Raw genomic sequence first — 14,855 nt, forward strand, 5'->3', positions numbered from 1 at the left:
TGCCGCTTTGTAATTAAAGTGGAAAGCCACAGGTAAAAACCTAAGACTCTCCACTTTTGGGATTAAAATGCGGCTTTATAAATGGCTAAGATATCTTTTATGGACATTTCTTTGGGGTTGTTGTTCATGAGGCGCTTTATGTTGTAAGCCTCTTCGGCATATTGCAATAGTACCTCAGTGTTTGCTCCATGTTTTGATATTTTCATTTCAATACCAAGATCTATGCAAAAGGCATAAGCAGCTTGCAGTACATTGCTTGGATCATGAGATTGGGGGAGTCCCAATGCCGCTAATATTTCCGCTGTTTTTTCTGGTTTAGCGTCGGCGTTAAAGGCCAACACATGGGGAAAGATAATGGCATTAGCTAGGCCATGAGGTAAGTGAAGCTGAGTGGACAGTGGATATGCTAATGCATGACCGGCAGCGGTATTGACTGGACCCAAACAAATGCCACCGTAATAACTGGCGAGCATCATTCCTTCTCTGGCTTCTGTATCTTCACCGTTGGCAACGGCACGCTTTAGATATTGACCAATCAACTTCATTCCCATGCGTGCGTAGTCATCAATCATGTTGTGAGCGCGAATGTTTGTGAAGGCTTCTACGCAGTGTGCCATCGCATCTACTCCTGTCGCAGCGGTGACGGTCGATGGCACCGAATAGGTTAGGGTTGGATCTAAAATGGCGATGTCAGCTCGCATATGCTCACTTTCAACCGCCATTTTTGCGCTGGTTTGTGAGTTGGTCACTAAAGCGCGAATGCCAGATTCTGAACCTGTACCAGCGGTTGTGGGAATTTGGATCAAAGTTGATAATTTTTGATGAACTTTATTGAGACCGACGACTTCTTCTAAAGTTTGATTTTTGTTCCACAATACAGCTGCTAGTTTGGCTAGATCCATCACCGAGCCACCGCCTAAGCCAATTATGACCTCTGGTTTGATGCTCTCAGCAAGATCCAGAATGGTTCGTAAAGCCAATTCATTGGGTTCTGGCGGCGTATCCTCAAAGGTGGTAAATGGTCCTTTTAGCCCTAATCGAGAAACGTGATTGGCAACAGGACTAGTGGTAATGACCAATGCTCGTTTATTGCCAACCCAGTCGCCTACTTGAGTGACCGTATTAGCACCCACTTCCAAACGAGATGGCTGATGTATTGTGATATTTCGTGGTGTATTCATAGCGAATTCCTCTCGATGGATTGTTAGCTATCTAGCTGTGCCATCTGTTCCCAAATATGTGCTTGTTGTTGCTCATTTAAAGGTACTAAAGGCGGGCGCACATTAAGCCAGTCCATATTATCTCTTGCTTTTGCGACCATGGTTTTGATTGTAGGGAGCTGAACATAGCTATTGGATAAGGTGCGCCATTGGTTAATGCGTTTTTGAGCCGCTTCTACTTTCGCTGTGACAGATGGGTCAGACCAATGATCAAATACGACTCGAAGGGAATCGGATCGTAGGTTAGAGGTTGCGGTAATGCTTCCTGCGCCACCAGCTTCTAAAAGTGGTTTTAGCAAGGGGTCTGCACCTGCCAGCACCGAGAAATTATCAAAACGGTTAACCATGGCTTTCATGTTCTCGATGTCGCCAGAACTGTCTTTGATTCCAATAATGGTGTCGCCAAACTCCTGGATGAGTTTTTCAATGAGATTATGGGATAATGGAATTTGAGTAACTTGTGGAATATGGTAGAGAATGACTTTAAGTTTAGGATCATTGACTCCTTCAATGACATCACTGTAAAAGCGGAATAAGCCTTTGTCCGAGACACCTTTGTAATAGTAAGGTGGCAATAACACGCAGGCTTTTGCCCTGGCGGATACGGCGTGAGAAGTCAGTTCAATGGTTTCTGGAACGGAACAGGCAGAGGTGCCTGGAAGAAGTTGTTCACCTGTTATGCCAGCTTTTTGTACTGCATCAACAAGTGCCATTCGCTCTTTGGCTGAATAATTATTGGCTTCGCCCGTGGTGCCTAGAATAGCAACACCATGAGCACCTTCATGAATCAGTGCCTTACAATGTTCGGCAAATAGGTCAAGACGTACCTTGCCTTTTTGATCTATGGGTGTCGTTGCTGCGCAATATACGCCGGTAATTGGGTGCTTCATTTTTTACCTCCTGAAACAAGTTTTCTGGCATAAGCAATCGCAGACAGTAAGTTTTCATGGTTGGCGATGCCCTTTCCTGCAATGTCAAAAGCAGTACCGTGGTCAACGGATGTCCTGTCAATGGGTAAACCAACGGATACGTTAACTGCTGTATCAAAAGCGATTAATTTGACGGGAATATGGCCTTGGTCGTGGTAATTGGCGACAACAAGGTCGAAGGCGCCGCTATATGCACGAAAAAAAACAGAGTCTGCAGGAATAGGACCCGATACATTCATACCTTCATTTTGTGCTTTGATAATGCCCGGCAGAATGATTTCTTCATCTTCTTTGCCGAATAAGCCGCCTTCGCCACAATGAGGGTTTAATCCCGCCACGGCAATTCTTGGGTTGGCAATACCGATACGCTGTAAATGTTCATATCCAGCTTTGATGGTGTCGTAGACACGTTCAGAAGTGGTTTTGTGAATAGCATCTTGCAATGAAACATGGGTTGAGGTGTGAATGACTTTGAGTCGGTCAGAAGCCAGAATCATCCATGCTTTTCCCTTGGTTAGGTAGGCAAGCAGTCCTGTATGGCCGTCGTGATGATGGCCTGCAAGGTTAAGAGCTGCTTTGTTGATGGGAGCGGTAACAATGCAGCCAATTTCTTTGGCTTCTGAGTCTTTCACCGCTTTTTCAATAAAGCGGTAAGCCGCTTCGCCAGCCCTCGCATCGAGTTTGCCTAAAGTAAGTGGTGCACCGTCAAAATCAATATCCACAACCTGCATGTCTTTCTCTGGATCTACTGGGCTGGAGATAATATTGGCAACGTATTTTAGTGTCGCTAGATTTCCGTATACGCGTGTTGCTTGTCGTTCCTTTGTACTCATTTCTTCAAAGGCTTTTAGAATGATTTCTGGTCCGACGCCAGCCGGATCTCCCATGGTGATGCCAATCATTTTTTTGCTCCAATCTGGTTGGGGGTGAGTCGAACGTGAGCGATGGCTCTACGGTGTAGGGTAAAAGTAACGTCTATCCCACCATCAAGTGTTTCCATGATGGCGGGATAAGATAATTCTTGGTTTTTGCCATCTAAGCTGTCATTGCTTAAACATTTTCCCATGCTGTTCGCGACGGTGACTTGTAAGGGAAAGCTGTCACCATTGTCTTCTGAAATTGCCACAACAAGAGGTGCCCTTGGTACGCCCCACACTACCTCGCATCCGCCTTTGGCTTCTGGTCTTGCATCGTCACCAAGTTCATCGTATAGGGATTCACGACGATCTGATGACATGTCTTTGTTGATTGGATTGCAACAAATGGCAAGTCGCCCGTCTGTTAAACGAATAGCTGCAATGGAAGAGTTGTTATTCGGCAGTTGAGTTGCTACTGGAGAGGTCCAGCTTTCGCCACCGTCTGTGCTTTCGCAGCGATAAATAAAGTCAGCTTGGCGACGTCTGAAAAAAGCGAAGAAATGATTGGGTTGGTCGGTTGGCACAATCGTCATGTGAACACAGCCAATAGAGTTGGGTACGGGAACAATGCGCCAATCAGAGCCTTTGTTCTGGCTGATGGCAACCGAAGCGGTATCGTGTTTGCCAGTCCATTTTGCGCCATTTTGTGGTGTGCAATGAAATAGAGGTAGTAGCCAAGCGCCATCGTTTCTTACGATTGGGGTAGCTCGAACAAAAGTGCCTTTAGGTAAAGGCAGTTCTCTTGGTGTCTTTCCAATTTCACGCATCCGAACAACACATTGGTCTTGGTTGCCGCCAGGTTGTGCTGTGTGAATTAAGAAGGTGCTTTGGCTGGATGGGCGGAAAATAATGGGATTCTGTTCGGAACGACCTGGATCATCTGTTAATGCTTCCGCTTCCGACCACTGGTTCGCTTTAAATATACTGCGATAGATAGCAATGTCGGATTTGCCTTCTAGACTGCCACCAAACCAAGTACATTCAAGTTCCCCTTGCTGGTTGCGGCTTAAAAAGGCCGCGTGGTTTTGAATAGTGGGCGAGGGCAGTATGGCGTGTGTGCCATTGAATTGTCCTGTCATGGCTCTTTCTATTTCAACTGGCGTGGTTGGAAAAGCGCTCATTAAATGTCTCCAGTTTTGTTATTGTTTAGTCGCAATAATTTACTTTGTCTTTTTAGTTGTCAAGTTGTTATTTTTATTTTTGTTTTATTTGTAAAAATAATTTATTCTTAAACTATTGTTTTTGTTTGTATTATTTTTATTTGTTTTCAACTTTAAATTTTTATTTAAAATAAAATTGACAACTTCTTTTGCTCTCTGTAGTTTTTATGTGCTTAGTGTTTCTCTTCTTTTGAGTGCTAAGTAAAAAATTTAGGCGGCTCCAGATATCTGGGGGTGCATGTCAAACTCTTCTGATGTAAGTCATGAGAAGGGGAAAAGTTGGAGAATAAGATGAAAAAAATAACAACATCTCTGCTAGTGACGGGTACTGTCTCGATTGCAACCATGACGGCTGGGTATGCTCAAGCAGCAAATACAGATGTAAAGATTGTCTTGAACGAAGAGTTGGAGTTGGTGGAGCCTTGTATGGCCTCGCAATCCAATATTGGTCGGGTAATACTTCAAAATGTGTCTGAAACTTTAGCCACAGTAAATCCAGGTTACGGCACTTTGGAGCCACGTTTGGCAACGTCTTGGGACGATTTGGGTGATGGTAAGTGGCGCTTCCATCTTCGTAAAGGTGTGACTTTCTCGGACGGGTCTAGTTTTACGGCTGCTGATGTTAAGCATTCCCTAGAGCGGACTTTGTCAGATAAATTGTCTTGTGAAATTAAAGCTCGTTACTTTGGTAACATGGACTTGAAGGCGAATATCGTTGATGAATACACAATCGATTTTACGGCTAGCCCAAATCAACCTATCCTTCCATTATTGCTTTCTGCTTTAACCATTGTACCCGAAGAAACACCGCTAGAATTTACTCGTAAACCTATTGGTACGAGCTACTTATGTATTATCTGAATGGAATGTTGGTCAGAACATTATTCTAAAGCGTCGTGATAATTATTGGGGCAAAATGCCTGAAGTGACCAAGGCTACGTATGTGTTTCGCTCTGACGACGCCGTTCGTGCTGCTATGGTTGCTACGGGTGAAGCGGACATTGTCCCACAAATGTCTGAAGAGTTCGTGGATAATGCAGAAACAGATTTCGCTTATCTAAACTCTGAAACGACCTACTTGCGTATCGACCAGTTTGTTGCGCCGCTAGATGATGTCCGAATTCGTAAGGCACTTAACCTTGCAGTAGACCGAGAAGCCTTTCTAGGTACGTTGGTTCCTGAGGGCGCTGTGATTGCAACCCACATGGTTCCGCCTTCGACTCTTGGATGGAATCGTGATCTTAAACCTTGGCCATTTGACCCAGAAGAAGCTCGTCGTCTTGTAAACGAAGCGAAAGCCGATGGTGTGGATGTTAGCAAGCAAATCACCTTGATTGGTCGTACCAATAACTTTCCTCATGCCACAGAGATTAATGAAGCATTGACGCAAATGTTTAATGATGTGGGTTTGAATGTGAAGCTTGAAATGCATGAAGTGGCTGAGTGGATTGGTTTTTATTCTAAACCGTTTGCAGAGGATCGTGGTCCTCGCTTGGTAACGGCTCAGCATGATAATAGTCGTGGTGACCCAGTATTTTCTATGGTTTGGAAATACTCTTGCGATGGTGGTCAATCGGGCCTATGTGATAAAGAGCTAGATGCGATGATTGCAAAAGCGTCTGCTGCAACGGGTTCTGAACGTGCCAAACTTTGGAAACCTGTTTTTGCCAAAGTGCATAATGACTTAGTGGCAGATGTTTTCCTATTTCACATGGTTGGCTTCTCACGTGTTTCTAAACGTTTAAATTACGAGCCTAATATTTCTACTAACTCTGAGTTGCCGCTGGAACAAATCAGCTTTAACTAAGTGTAAAAACAGCAGAGGCATTGGCGTACTGTAAAGTACGTCAATGTGATTTCCGTAACAGAGATTAGTGGATGTAATATGGAACGGTTTATTGTAAAAAGAGCGTTAGCTTCTTTGATTTCCTTAGCTTTTTTAGTCGTCGCCGTGTTCTTTCTCTCACGTTTGACTGGTGATCCAACTGACTTGTATTTACCCCTAGATGCAAGCTTGGAATCAAGAGCCCCAATTCCGAGCCTTGCATGGCTTAGATCAACCGTTGATGGTTCAGTTTGTTGACTATCTGAAAGATCTTGCGGTGTTGGATTTTGGCGAGTCTATTCGTCGCGCTCAACCTGCTTTAGATGTGGTGGTTAGTGCGTTTCAATGGACACTCCAATTAGCCTTGATCACTATTGCTATTGTGGCGGTTGCAGCAATCGTATTTGGTTCTTTGGCGGCTTTTAATGTGGGCAAAATTTTTGACCGCTTTGCGACTTTTTTCTTTGGTTGGGTCGTCTGTGCCGGAATTTTGGGTGGCAATCGTGGCGATCGTCGTCTTTTCTGTTCAGCTTGGTTGGTTTCCTACTTCGGGAACGGGAACAGCACTGCATTGGGTGTTGCCTGTTGCTATCTTATTTATTCGTCCATTCGGCCTTATTGTACAAGTTGTGCGTAGTTCAATGATTAATGCCTTGAGTTCTGCTTATGTAAAAACGGCAAAAGCAAAAGGGGTTAAAGCAAAAACTATTATCTTTGTTCATGCACTTCGCAATGCGTTACTCCCTGTTATTACTGTGATAGGCGATCAGGCCGCGGGCATGTTGAATGGTGCCGTGGTAGTGGAAACCATTTTCGGTTTTCCTGGTGTCGGAAAATTAATGATTGATAGTATTCTACAGCGCGATTTTACAGTAGTTATTGCGGCTGTTGTCGTGACTGCTTTTGCAATTTTCATCATGAATTTAATTATCGATTTACTCTACGCGTTGCTCGATCCGCGCATACGTTATTGAGGCACATGCTATGTCTAACTCAACATCCATTTTGAATAAAACATCTTCTAGTGCAGAGGGTTTTGGGGCGTCATTGGTGCGTCTAATTCGGTTGCTATGGGCCGATAAATTTGCCTTCTTCGCCGTATTGTTTCTATTGATTGTGCTTGTCTGTGCGTTGATTGGTCCTGCTTTGCTGGATTATGAGGCGACTCGTCAGAACCTAAGAGGTCGTAATTCTGTGCCTTTTGATTTGGCAAAAGACTGGCTCTATTTCTTGGGCGGTGATCAATTAGGACGGCCTTTATTAGCAAGAATTATAGTGGCAGCACAAAATACCATGATGGTGGCAGCAGGTGCTGTGCTGGTTTCTATGATTGTGGGCGCGATACTTGGCTTAATTTCTGGGTATTCTCGTGGTCGTTTAGGGCAGGTCATTCCTCGTTTGGCGGATGTGATTATGTCTTTTCCTTCTTTGCTATTGGCGGTCATTGTGTTGTATATGTTGGACCCTTCTGTTTCCAATATTGTCATTGTTTTAGCTATCACACGCATTCCTCTCTATTTACGTACTACTCGGGCGGAGATATTGGAAGTCCGTGAGCGTATGTTTGTTCAAGCTGCGAAAGTAATTGGTGCATCTGACTTTAGGATTATCTTTCGACATATGTTACCCGTGATATTTCCTACCATCATGACAATTGCCACGTTGGATTTTGGTTTTGTTATGCTGGCTGAAAGTGCTTTGTCGTTTCTTGGTATTGGGATTCAAGCACCAGAAATAACTTGGGGCTTAATGGTTTCTCAAGGGCGACCTTATTTAATGACGGCATGGTGGCTCTCTTTTTGGCGGGTCTGGCGATTGTCATGACAACGCTTAGTTTGAACCTATTGTCTAATTGGTTGCGTGTTGTTTTAGACCCTCAGCAACGTTGGCGTCTAGAGATCGGAGGCACAAAAAATGGCTAATCATCTATTAGAAGTAAAGGATTTGTCCGTTACCTTCCACACCGCAAAAGGCCCTGTTGATGCCGTTAAAAATGTTAGCTGGCACCTTGATCGTGGTGAAGTGCTTGCCATTCTTGGGGAAAGTGGTTCTGGTAAGTCTGTTTCTGCTTCAAGCATTATGGATCTCTTGGATATGCCGCCAGCTGAAATTGTCAGCGGTGAAATTCTTTTTGATGGACAAGATTTGCTGAAAGCGAGTCCTGAAGTACGTCGTCAAATCAATGGCAAACGTATTGCCATGATATTTCAAGATCCACTAGGTCATCTTAATCCTGTTTATACGGTTGGCTGGCAAATAGAAGAAACCATGGCTATTCATGGTACGCCAAAGGAAGAAGCCAAGGCCAAAACCATTGAGCTGCTTGAAAAAGTTGGTATGCCGATGCCTGAGCAGTCAGCCAAAAAGTACCCTCACCAGTTTTCTGGTGGGCAGCGTCAACGTTTAATGATTGCAATGGCATTGGCATTGCGGCCAGATGTTTTGATCGCTGATGAAGTCCACTACGGCGTTGGATGTGACAGTACAAGCGCAGATATTAGAATTGCTTGAAGTACTACGTAACGAGACGGGGATGGGGTTGTTGATCATTACCCATGATTTGGGTGTGGTTGCAGATATTGCTGACCGTGTTGTTGTTATGCATAACGGCTGTGTGGTGGAAACGGGCAATGCGGATCAGGTTTATCATTCACCACAACATGCGTACACGAAAAAGCTGATTTCAGCAGCACCCGGAAATGGCTTGATGAGCGATAGCGATATGTCCGCTAAGCCGATTTTGAAAATCCAGAATATTTCTAAAGAGTATTCGGGTTGCAAAGCATTAGATTCGGTTAGTTTTGATTTACTAGAAGGGGAATCTATCGCCATTGTGGGCGAAAGTGGCTCTGGTAAATCCACTACAGCGAAATTACTGATGGGATTGGAAGATGCCTCAGGTGGACGTGCTTTGTATATGGGAAAGGATATTTTTACCCTTTCTAAAAAAGAAATGAAAAGTATTCGTCGTGATATTCAAATGGTATTTCAAGATCCGTCTCAGTCATTGAATCCACGTATGTCTATTTTCCAAATTATTTCGGAACCATGGATTATTCATCCAGATATCTTGCCTAAATCTCAATGGGAAGAACGGGTGATTGCTTTGCTGGAGCAGGTGGGCTTAAGTGCGGAGCATCGGCATCGTTATCCCCATCAATTTTCAGGTGGACAACGTCAACGTATTGCTATTGCTAGAGCATTGGCAGTAGAACCTAGAATTATTGTCTGTGACGAAGCTGTGTCTGCTTTGGATGTGTCTATTCAGGCTCAAGTGATTGATCTATTAGCTAACCTACAAAAAGAACTAAAAATTAGCTTTATTTTCATTGCTCATGATTTGCCAGTTGTAAAAGACTTTGCAGATCGTGTCATTGTGATGCGGCTCGGTAAGATTGTTGAGATCGGTACTGTGCGTCAAATCTTTGAAAATCCTACTCAGCCTTATACCCAAGCTTTGCTTAATGCGTCTTTGGATCCAGACCCACGAGTGCAGTCTGTTAGAAGAGCCGAGCGCATAGCCTTATCGGCATCATAAACGGAGTAAGGAGGATAAAATGAAAAAAGTGGCTTTAGTGACGGGTTGTAGTTCGGGGATAGGTTTGTATATCACGAATCATTTGCTTTCAACTGGTTGGTCGGTAATTGGGATGAGTCGTCGTCATCCAGACTGCGTTGAGTTTAGTGAGTATTTTACTCATATAGCAGTTGATCTGGCTGAGACACAAGCATTAACGCAAGCATTAGCAAAGATAGATAAAGTGGATGCAATTGTTCATGCCGCAGGTTTGTTGCGGGTTGGCACTTATGACCAGATGAGCTTGGAAGACGGCGCGATGATGTGGCAAATACACCTTAATGCGGCAGCAGCTATCGTGCAGGGATTAGCGCCATGCATGGATAATGGAGGTCGTATCGTGCTAATTGGCAGTCGGGTGGCATCGGGGGCAGCGGCGAAAAGTTTGTATGCTGCTTCTAAGTCGGCCTTTGTTGGTTTTTCTCGATCCATTGCTGCAGAGCTGGCAAAACGTGCTATCACGGTGAATGTGGTTTCACCCGCCGCAACAGATACACCAATGTTACATGATTCTAATCGAGAGGGAAGTGCGCCTGTGCTTCCTCCATTTGGTCGATATGTAAAACCCGAAGAGATTGCAGGAACAGTCGGTTTTTTATTGTCTGATGCTGCAGCTTCTATCACGGGACAGCAGATAGTTGTGTGTGCTGGATCTTCTTTGTAGTTGAGTCGATGGACCAAGTAACAAGTGTTCATGAAAGAGGTGTAGAAGGTGACGTTTAAGCTTGAAAAGAAGATTCTGATCATTGCGGATGATTTAACCGGGACTCTGGATGCTGCCGCAGCTTTTTGTTCTTCTTCGACTAAGGTGGTTGTGGCTATTTCTGTTGGGGCCTTGGAATCTTGTTTGGGAGGTGATGCACATGTAGTGGCGGTGTCTACTCAATCTAGGGAAGTGTCCCCAGCGGAAGCATATCGTCGTGTTAAGGCAGTTATTGAGGGGTGCCCAAATAGAATGATTTTTAAAAAAATTGATTCTAGGTTGAAGGGGAATGTAGTCGTTGAGCTGGATGCTTTGCCAAACGCTCCTTTATTGGTGGCACCAGCGTTACCGAGTTTTGGGCGTTATGTTGAGTCAGGTTATGTTATGGGGTTTGGTGTGGATGCGCCGCTCAGTATAAAAGAGGCTTTAGCTCATCATGCGCAGAGGTCGATTATTCCTGATTGTGATAGCGATGCCGCGTTAGATATTGCGGTACAGAACTTGCCTGATGATGGCATACTGGTTGGTGCAAGAGGTCTGGCATTTGCCTTGGCGCGTCATTTGGGTATTGAGGCTGCAGAGACTTTGTCATTAAAAGGTTCTATAGGGATTGTTATTGGTTCAACTGATCCTATTACGTTAACTCAGCTTCAGGCTTTGCCTGACGATTTGGTGAATATAATCGCTGCGCCTTCTGGGGTGGTTGGAGAAGGTCAGCCGGATCATCGAGTGACCTTATTGCAGGCAACGCCTGGGAAAAAACGAACCAGAGAGGAAGTTGGTAGGAATCTTGCGCATAGTTTTAGGCCGCTGGCAGAAAAGTGTGAGAATATTGTTTTGTCAGGTGGAGCAACGGCAGAAGCTGTATTATCAGAGCTGGGAGTGACTAAGTTACTATTGGAAGGGGAATTGCTTTCAGGTATTCCTGTATCACAGGCAAATGGATGGCGAATCGTGACAAAATCCGGTGGGTTTGGTGACTCATCTTCTCTTTTAAATATCATTATTGGTAATAGATGACTTTTAGGTGAATGAACAATATATGCTAAAGCGTAATACGAAAGAGACGCGGGTAGAGCGTAAATCGCTTTCTGATATGGTCTTTAATCAAATGTATCGAGCGATAAAATCAGGTTCTTATGCGCCGGATGAAAGACTTCCGACCGAAACAGATTTGGCTGCAGAATTTGAAGTCTCACGTCCAATTGTTCGAGAAGCCTTGAAAAAACTACGCGAGCAGAATTTGATTTATTCCCGCCAAGGTGTGGGAAGTTTTGTGCGTCAAAATGGCATTAAAGATCCGCTTGGTTTTAGTCCCGTTGAAAACCTATCTGATTTACGTCGTTGTTATGAGTTTCGTGAAGTGTTGGAACCAGCCTGCGCACAGGCTGCAGCAGAAAGACGGACTATGGCGGATTTGAAAGCCATAGAGGCTGCATTGGCGTTACTAAAAGACGCGACAACGCAGCGTCGACACAGAGCCGATGCGGATTATGATTTCCATTTGTCTATAGCGAGAGCGTCAGGTAATCAATATTTTCAAACCGCAATGGAGTCGTTGAAGGATCATATTGCCGTCGGCATGAAATATCATGGTATATCATTAAAACAGTCTACTGGTGGATTGGATGATGTGTATTCTGAACATGAGAAAATATATCAGGCGATTAAATCAGGAAATAAAGAAGACGCCTTTGCTTTAATGAAAAAGCATATTACAGGCTCTCGAAGTCGATTATTTGACGAATAAACTTCACGCTTTTTAATTATATTGAATAAATAAGCCATTTCTTTCTAATGGCTTGAGGGATCTTTTTGTCTTTAAAGAACGAGTTATTGTGCTGTCTTTGCTTTTTTTGAAAGGGGTTGGATTATGCTGTTATCTGTTTTAGCCATAGTTGTTGGGTTGGTTGTCTTGCTGTGGAGTGCTGACCGATTTGTTGATGGCGCAGCTGTAATGGCGCGTCATTACGGCATGTCATCGCTTTTAATCGGTATGTTGGTCATTGGTTTTGGTACCTCAGCACCTGAAATTGTGGTGTCCGGTTTAGCATCGTGGCAAGGTAACCCTGGACTTGCATTAGGCAATGGCTTTGGTTCGAACATTGCGAATATAGCTCTGATTCTTGGTTTTACAGCGATATTAAGTCCTATTACGGTTCATTCTGATGTTTTGAAAAAAGAATTACCTCTTTTAGTTCTGGCTACTATTTTAGTTGGCTATTTTATGTTTGATTTTCAAATATCACGATTAGACGGTTTTTTAATGCTTTTAGCTTTTTTAGTTATTATGGGGTATTCCATTTATAAAGCTAAGAAAAAAATAACAACGATGATTTTATCGCTGAAGTAGAAGCTGAGTTGGCTGAAAAAGTAATGCCAATTAGAAATGCTTTCTTTTGGGTTGTTGTGGGGCTGATTTTATTAACGCTGAGCCTCCCGCTTTTTAGTGTGGGGAGCCATTAATGTGGCTGAATTCTTTAATGTCAGTGATTTAGTGATAGGTTTAACCATCATTGCTTTGGGTACGTCTTTACCTGAATTGGCTGCATCCATCAGTGCGGTTAGAAAGAGTGAACATGACCTTGCTATAGGCAACGTGATTGGTTCTAACCTATTTAACACCTTAGTTGTTATTGGTCTGGCTGGTGCCATTCATCCAATGACAGTAGAGAGTCATGTCTTGTATCGTGATTGGGTTATTATGTCTTCTCTGACTTTGTCTCTATTTGTTCTCGGATATGGCATTTTAGGGCGTCGTCGTATTAATCGAATAGAAGGTGGTTTGCTAGCGCTTTGTTATAGCATATACAACGCTTACCTCTACTTTAGCTTTGTGTGAGCATGGTGAAGTGAATCTGCTTCTAGGGGAAAGGGGTATTGTGGTTTTGGTGTATCTATAACGGCTGTTCATCTTTATTATATGAGCGACAGTTAGTTCTAGGAATGTATTTTATGCCAAGCTCCATTACGACACCCGCCAATAATCGTCTTTTACTAACCGCCATCGAAATGGGGAAGGCGGACCGAGCCGCTGTGGTGGCTGGTGTGCCTGCGATAGATTTGATGGCCGCAGCCGGAAAGGCAGTCGCTGACGCTGTGCTTGAGCATTGGTCTAGATGTTCGGTATTGGTGTTGTGTGGGCCGGGTAATAATGGTGGCGATGGTTTTGTGGCCGCCAAGCTTTTAAAAGCTGCTGATTGGCCTGTTCGCTTGGCCTTTTTGGGTTCGGTTGAAAAGCTATCGCTAGAAGCGGCGCATTTTTATCAGGATTGGCAGGGCGAGGTCGAAGATTATTCTGTCAACGTATTAGACCAATCCGATTTGGTTATCGATGCCATGTTTGGTGCGGGTTTGACTCGGCCGTTGGAGGGTAAAGCGCGAGACATGGTCGAGGCCATAATAGCGCGTGATATTCCGGTGTGTGCGATTGATGTGCCGAGTGGACTGGATGGTACCACAGGCGCAGCTCTTGGATTGGTTGCGCCCGCTGAGCTAACGGTGACCTTCTTTCGTAAAAAGCCTGGGCATTTGCTACTTCCTGGTCGAGATTTATGCGGTAAAATTGTGGTTGCGGACATCGGTATTCCTGAGACTGTATTGAACGAATTAAACCTTCAGGCGTGGGAAAATAGCCCTGAACTTTGGTACCGAGATTATCCTTGGCCGCGGACGGATGGACATAAATTTCACCGTGGTCATGCGCTGATTTACGGCGGGGAGAATATGACAGGCGCCAGTCGTTTAACAGCTCGTGGCGCTATGCGAATCGGGGCTGGGTTAGTAACTTTGGCTGTGCCGATTAAAGTGTGGCCTGTGTATGCGACTGCGATGACGAGCGTGATGGTAGCGAAGCTAGAGGTGAGTCAAGAACAAGAAGATTTTGAAGAGTTGCTATTAGATCCGCGATATAACGCCATTGCCGTTGGGCCTGGGGCCGGATTGGCGGGATTTGAACGGATTCGCACGCGAAAAATCGTGGTCACAGCACTGGAAACGAATCGTGCCACCGTGTTGGATGCGGATGCGCTCAGTGCATTTGCAGAAGACCCACAAACTCTGTTTGACGCCATTAATGGTCCTTGCGTGATGACCCCCCACGAAGGCGAGTTTGCGCGACTGTTTCCTGAAGTTAATAAAAGCCATCCTGACGACAAATTAACGCGAGCGCGTATGGCTGCCAAATTAAGCGGTGCTGTCGTGGTGTTAAAGGGCGCAGATACGGTGATTGTCTCGCCAGATGGCCGAGCAATTATCAATGCCAATGCGCCAGCGTATCTTGCCACGGGAGGGTCCGGGGATGTATTGGCTGGCTTTATCGTCGGCTTACTTGCACAAGGCATGTCACCATTTGATGCGGCTGCAGCGGCGGTTTGGTTGCATGGTGAGGTAGGTAATAATGTTGGCATTGGTTTAATCGCCGAAGATTTACCAGAAAATCTTCCCAAGGTGCTCTCGGCTTTTCAGAAACACTGTCTTGGACGTTTTAAAAATAATTAAATACAACTGATATTGTTTTAGTTT

16 protein-coding genes are annotated in these 14,855 nt (G+C 44.5%); 12 read left to right on the forward strand and 4 right to left on the reverse strand.

Annotated elements, in window-relative coordinates:
- Positions 1-62 precede the first annotated feature (62 nt).
- The 4 genes from AC0L6V_RS01395 to AC0L6V_RS01410 are packed head-to-tail and all read right to left on the reverse strand — an operon-like array spanning position 63 to position 4,187.
- A complete protein-coding gene (locus AC0L6V_RS01395) occupies positions 63-1,181 on the reverse strand; it encodes an iron-containing alcohol dehydrogenase (protein WP_265216951.1) in 1,119 nt (372 codons plus the stop codon).
- Positions 1,182-1,204: 23 nt separating this feature from the next.
- Complete coding sequence (locus AC0L6V_RS01400; protein ID WP_418138698.1) at positions 1,205-2,110, reverse strand: dihydrodipicolinate synthase family protein; 906 nt, start codon at positions 2,108-2,110, stop codon at positions 1,205-1,207.
- Complete coding sequence (gene pdxA, locus AC0L6V_RS01405; RefSeq protein ID WP_265216953.1) at positions 2,107-3,051, reverse strand: 4-hydroxythreonine-4-phosphate dehydrogenase PdxA; 945 nt, start codon at positions 3,049-3,051, stop codon at positions 2,107-2,109. The genes AC0L6V_RS01400 and pdxA overlap by 4 nt, the downstream gene beginning before the upstream one ends.
- Positions 3,048-4,187 (reverse strand): sialidase family protein, encoded by a 1,140-nt coding sequence (locus AC0L6V_RS01410; RefSeq protein WP_265216954.1) that lies wholly within the window; start codon positions 4,185-4,187, stop codon positions 3,048-3,050. The genes pdxA and AC0L6V_RS01410 overlap by 4 nt, the downstream gene beginning before the upstream one ends.
- A 330-nt stretch (positions 4,188-4,517) precedes the next feature.
- On the opposite strand from AC0L6V_RS01410, the gene AC0L6V_RS01415 reads away from it, so the two are divergent.
- The 12 genes from AC0L6V_RS01415 to AC0L6V_RS01470 all read left to right on the forward strand — a co-directional run bounded on the left by AC0L6V_RS01415 (position 4,518) and on the right by AC0L6V_RS01470 (position 14,831).
- The gene (locus AC0L6V_RS01415) at positions 4,518-5,087 is read left to right on the forward strand and encodes an ABC transporter substrate-binding protein (RefSeq protein WP_418138699.1); all 570 of its coding nucleotides are present in this window, start codon (positions 4,518-4,520) and stop codon (positions 5,085-5,087) included.
- The gene (locus AC0L6V_RS01420; RefSeq protein WP_418138700.1) at positions 5,059-6,033 is read left to right on the forward strand and encodes an ABC transporter substrate-binding protein; all 975 of its coding nucleotides are present in this window, start codon (positions 5,059-5,061) and stop codon (positions 6,031-6,033) included. Before AC0L6V_RS01415 ends, AC0L6V_RS01420 begins: the two co-directional genes overlap by 29 nt.
- 521 nt (positions 6,034-6,554) lie before the next feature.
- Positions 6,555-7,025 (forward strand): ABC transporter permease, encoded by a 471-nt coding sequence (locus AC0L6V_RS01425; RefSeq protein ID WP_418138701.1) that lies wholly within the window; start codon positions 6,555-6,557, stop codon positions 7,023-7,025.
- A 10-nt stretch (positions 7,026-7,035) separates the two neighbouring features.
- Entirely contained in the window at positions 7,036-7,875 is an 840-nt protein-coding gene (locus AC0L6V_RS01430; RefSeq protein ID WP_418138702.1) for an ABC transporter permease, read from the forward strand.
- Positions 7,876-7,965: 90 nt separating this feature from the next.
- On the forward strand, positions 7,966-8,562 hold the full coding sequence (locus tag AC0L6V_RS01435) for an ABC transporter ATP-binding protein (RefSeq protein ID WP_418138703.1): 597 nt from the start codon (positions 7,966-7,968) through the stop codon (positions 8,560-8,562).
- Entirely contained in the window at positions 8,504-9,589 is a 1,086-nt protein-coding gene (locus AC0L6V_RS01440) for an ATP-binding cassette domain-containing protein (RefSeq protein ID WP_418138704.1), read from the forward strand. The genes AC0L6V_RS01435 and AC0L6V_RS01440 overlap by 59 nt, the downstream gene beginning before the upstream one ends.
- Positions 9,590-9,608: 19 nt before the next feature.
- Positions 9,609-10,292 (forward strand): SDR family NAD(P)-dependent oxidoreductase, encoded by a 684-nt coding sequence (locus AC0L6V_RS01445; RefSeq protein ID WP_265216962.1) that lies wholly within the window; start codon positions 9,609-9,611, stop codon positions 10,290-10,292.
- A gap of 48 nt (positions 10,293-10,340) precedes the next feature.
- Positions 10,341-11,351 (forward strand): four-carbon acid sugar kinase family protein, encoded by a 1,011-nt coding sequence (locus tag AC0L6V_RS01450; protein WP_418138705.1) that lies wholly within the window; start codon positions 10,341-10,343, stop codon positions 11,349-11,351.
- Between the two features lie 22 nt (positions 11,352-11,373).
- Positions 11,374-12,081: a FadR/GntR family transcriptional regulator gene (locus AC0L6V_RS01455; RefSeq protein ID WP_265216964.1), complete on the forward strand. Its 708-nt coding sequence runs from the start codon at positions 11,374-11,376 to the stop codon at positions 12,079-12,081.
- Positions 12,082-12,204: 123 nt separating this feature from the next.
- Positions 12,205-12,684, forward strand: a complete 480-nt coding sequence (locus tag AC0L6V_RS01460; RefSeq protein ID WP_321160234.1) for a sodium:calcium antiporter — start codon at positions 12,205-12,207, stop codon at positions 12,682-12,684.
- Between the two features lie 96 nt (positions 12,685-12,780).
- Positions 12,781-13,173: a sodium:calcium antiporter gene (locus AC0L6V_RS01465; protein ID WP_321160235.1), complete on the forward strand. Its 393-nt coding sequence runs from the start codon at positions 12,781-12,783 to the stop codon at positions 13,171-13,173.
- 113 nt (positions 13,174-13,286) lie between these two features.
- On the forward strand, positions 13,287-14,831 hold the full coding sequence (locus AC0L6V_RS01470; RefSeq protein ID WP_265216965.1) for an NAD(P)H-hydrate dehydratase: 1,545 nt from the start codon (positions 13,287-13,289) through the stop codon (positions 14,829-14,831).
- The last annotated feature ends 24 nt before the right edge of the window (positions 14,832-14,855 follow it).

The sequence above is a fragment of the Marinomonas sp. G8-14 genome (assembly GCF_055808935.1).

What these genes read in the sequence shown, in the direction of transcription:
- pdxA (WP_265216953.1), bottom strand. Translation starts at nt 3,051, where the DNA reads ATGATTGGCATCACCATGGGAGATCCGGCTGGCGTCGGACCAGAAATC.
- AC0L6V_RS01430 (WP_418138702.1), top strand. Translation starts at nt 7,036, where the DNA reads ATGTCTAACTCAACATCCATTTTGAATAAAACATCTTCTAGTGCAGAG.
- AC0L6V_RS01395 (WP_265216951.1), bottom strand. Translation starts at nt 1,181, where the DNA reads ATGAATACACCACGAAATATCACAATACATCAGCCATCTCGTTTGGAA.
- AC0L6V_RS01410 (WP_265216954.1), bottom strand. Translation starts at nt 4,187, where the DNA reads ATGAGCGCTTTTCCAACCACGCCAGTTGAAATAGAAAGAGCCATGACA.
- AC0L6V_RS01435 (WP_418138703.1), top strand. Translation starts at nt 7,966, where the DNA reads ATGGCTAATCATCTATTAGAAGTAAAGGATTTGTCCGTTACCTTCCAC.
- AC0L6V_RS01415 (WP_418138699.1), top strand. Translation starts at nt 4,518, where the DNA reads ATGAAAAAAATAACAACATCTCTGCTAGTGACGGGTACTGTCTCGATT.
- AC0L6V_RS01460 (WP_321160234.1), top strand. Translation starts at nt 12,205, where the DNA reads ATGCTGTTATCTGTTTTAGCCATAGTTGTTGGGTTGGTTGTCTTGCTG.
- AC0L6V_RS01470 (WP_265216965.1), top strand. Translation starts at nt 13,287, where the DNA reads ATGCCAAGCTCCATTACGACACCCGCCAATAATCGTCTTTTACTAACC.
- AC0L6V_RS01455 (WP_265216964.1), top strand. Translation starts at nt 11,374, where the DNA reads ATGCTAAAGCGTAATACGAAAGAGACGCGGGTAGAGCGTAAATCGCTT.
- AC0L6V_RS01440 (WP_418138704.1), top strand. Translation starts at nt 8,504, where the DNA reads ATGAAGTCCACTACGGCGTTGGATGTGACAGTACAAGCGCAGATATTA.
- AC0L6V_RS01400 (WP_418138698.1), bottom strand. Translation starts at nt 2,110, where the DNA reads ATGAAGCACCCAATTACCGGCGTATATTGCGCAGCAACGACACCCATA.
- AC0L6V_RS01445 (WP_265216962.1), top strand. Translation starts at nt 9,609, where the DNA reads ATGAAAAAAGTGGCTTTAGTGACGGGTTGTAGTTCGGGGATAGGTTTG.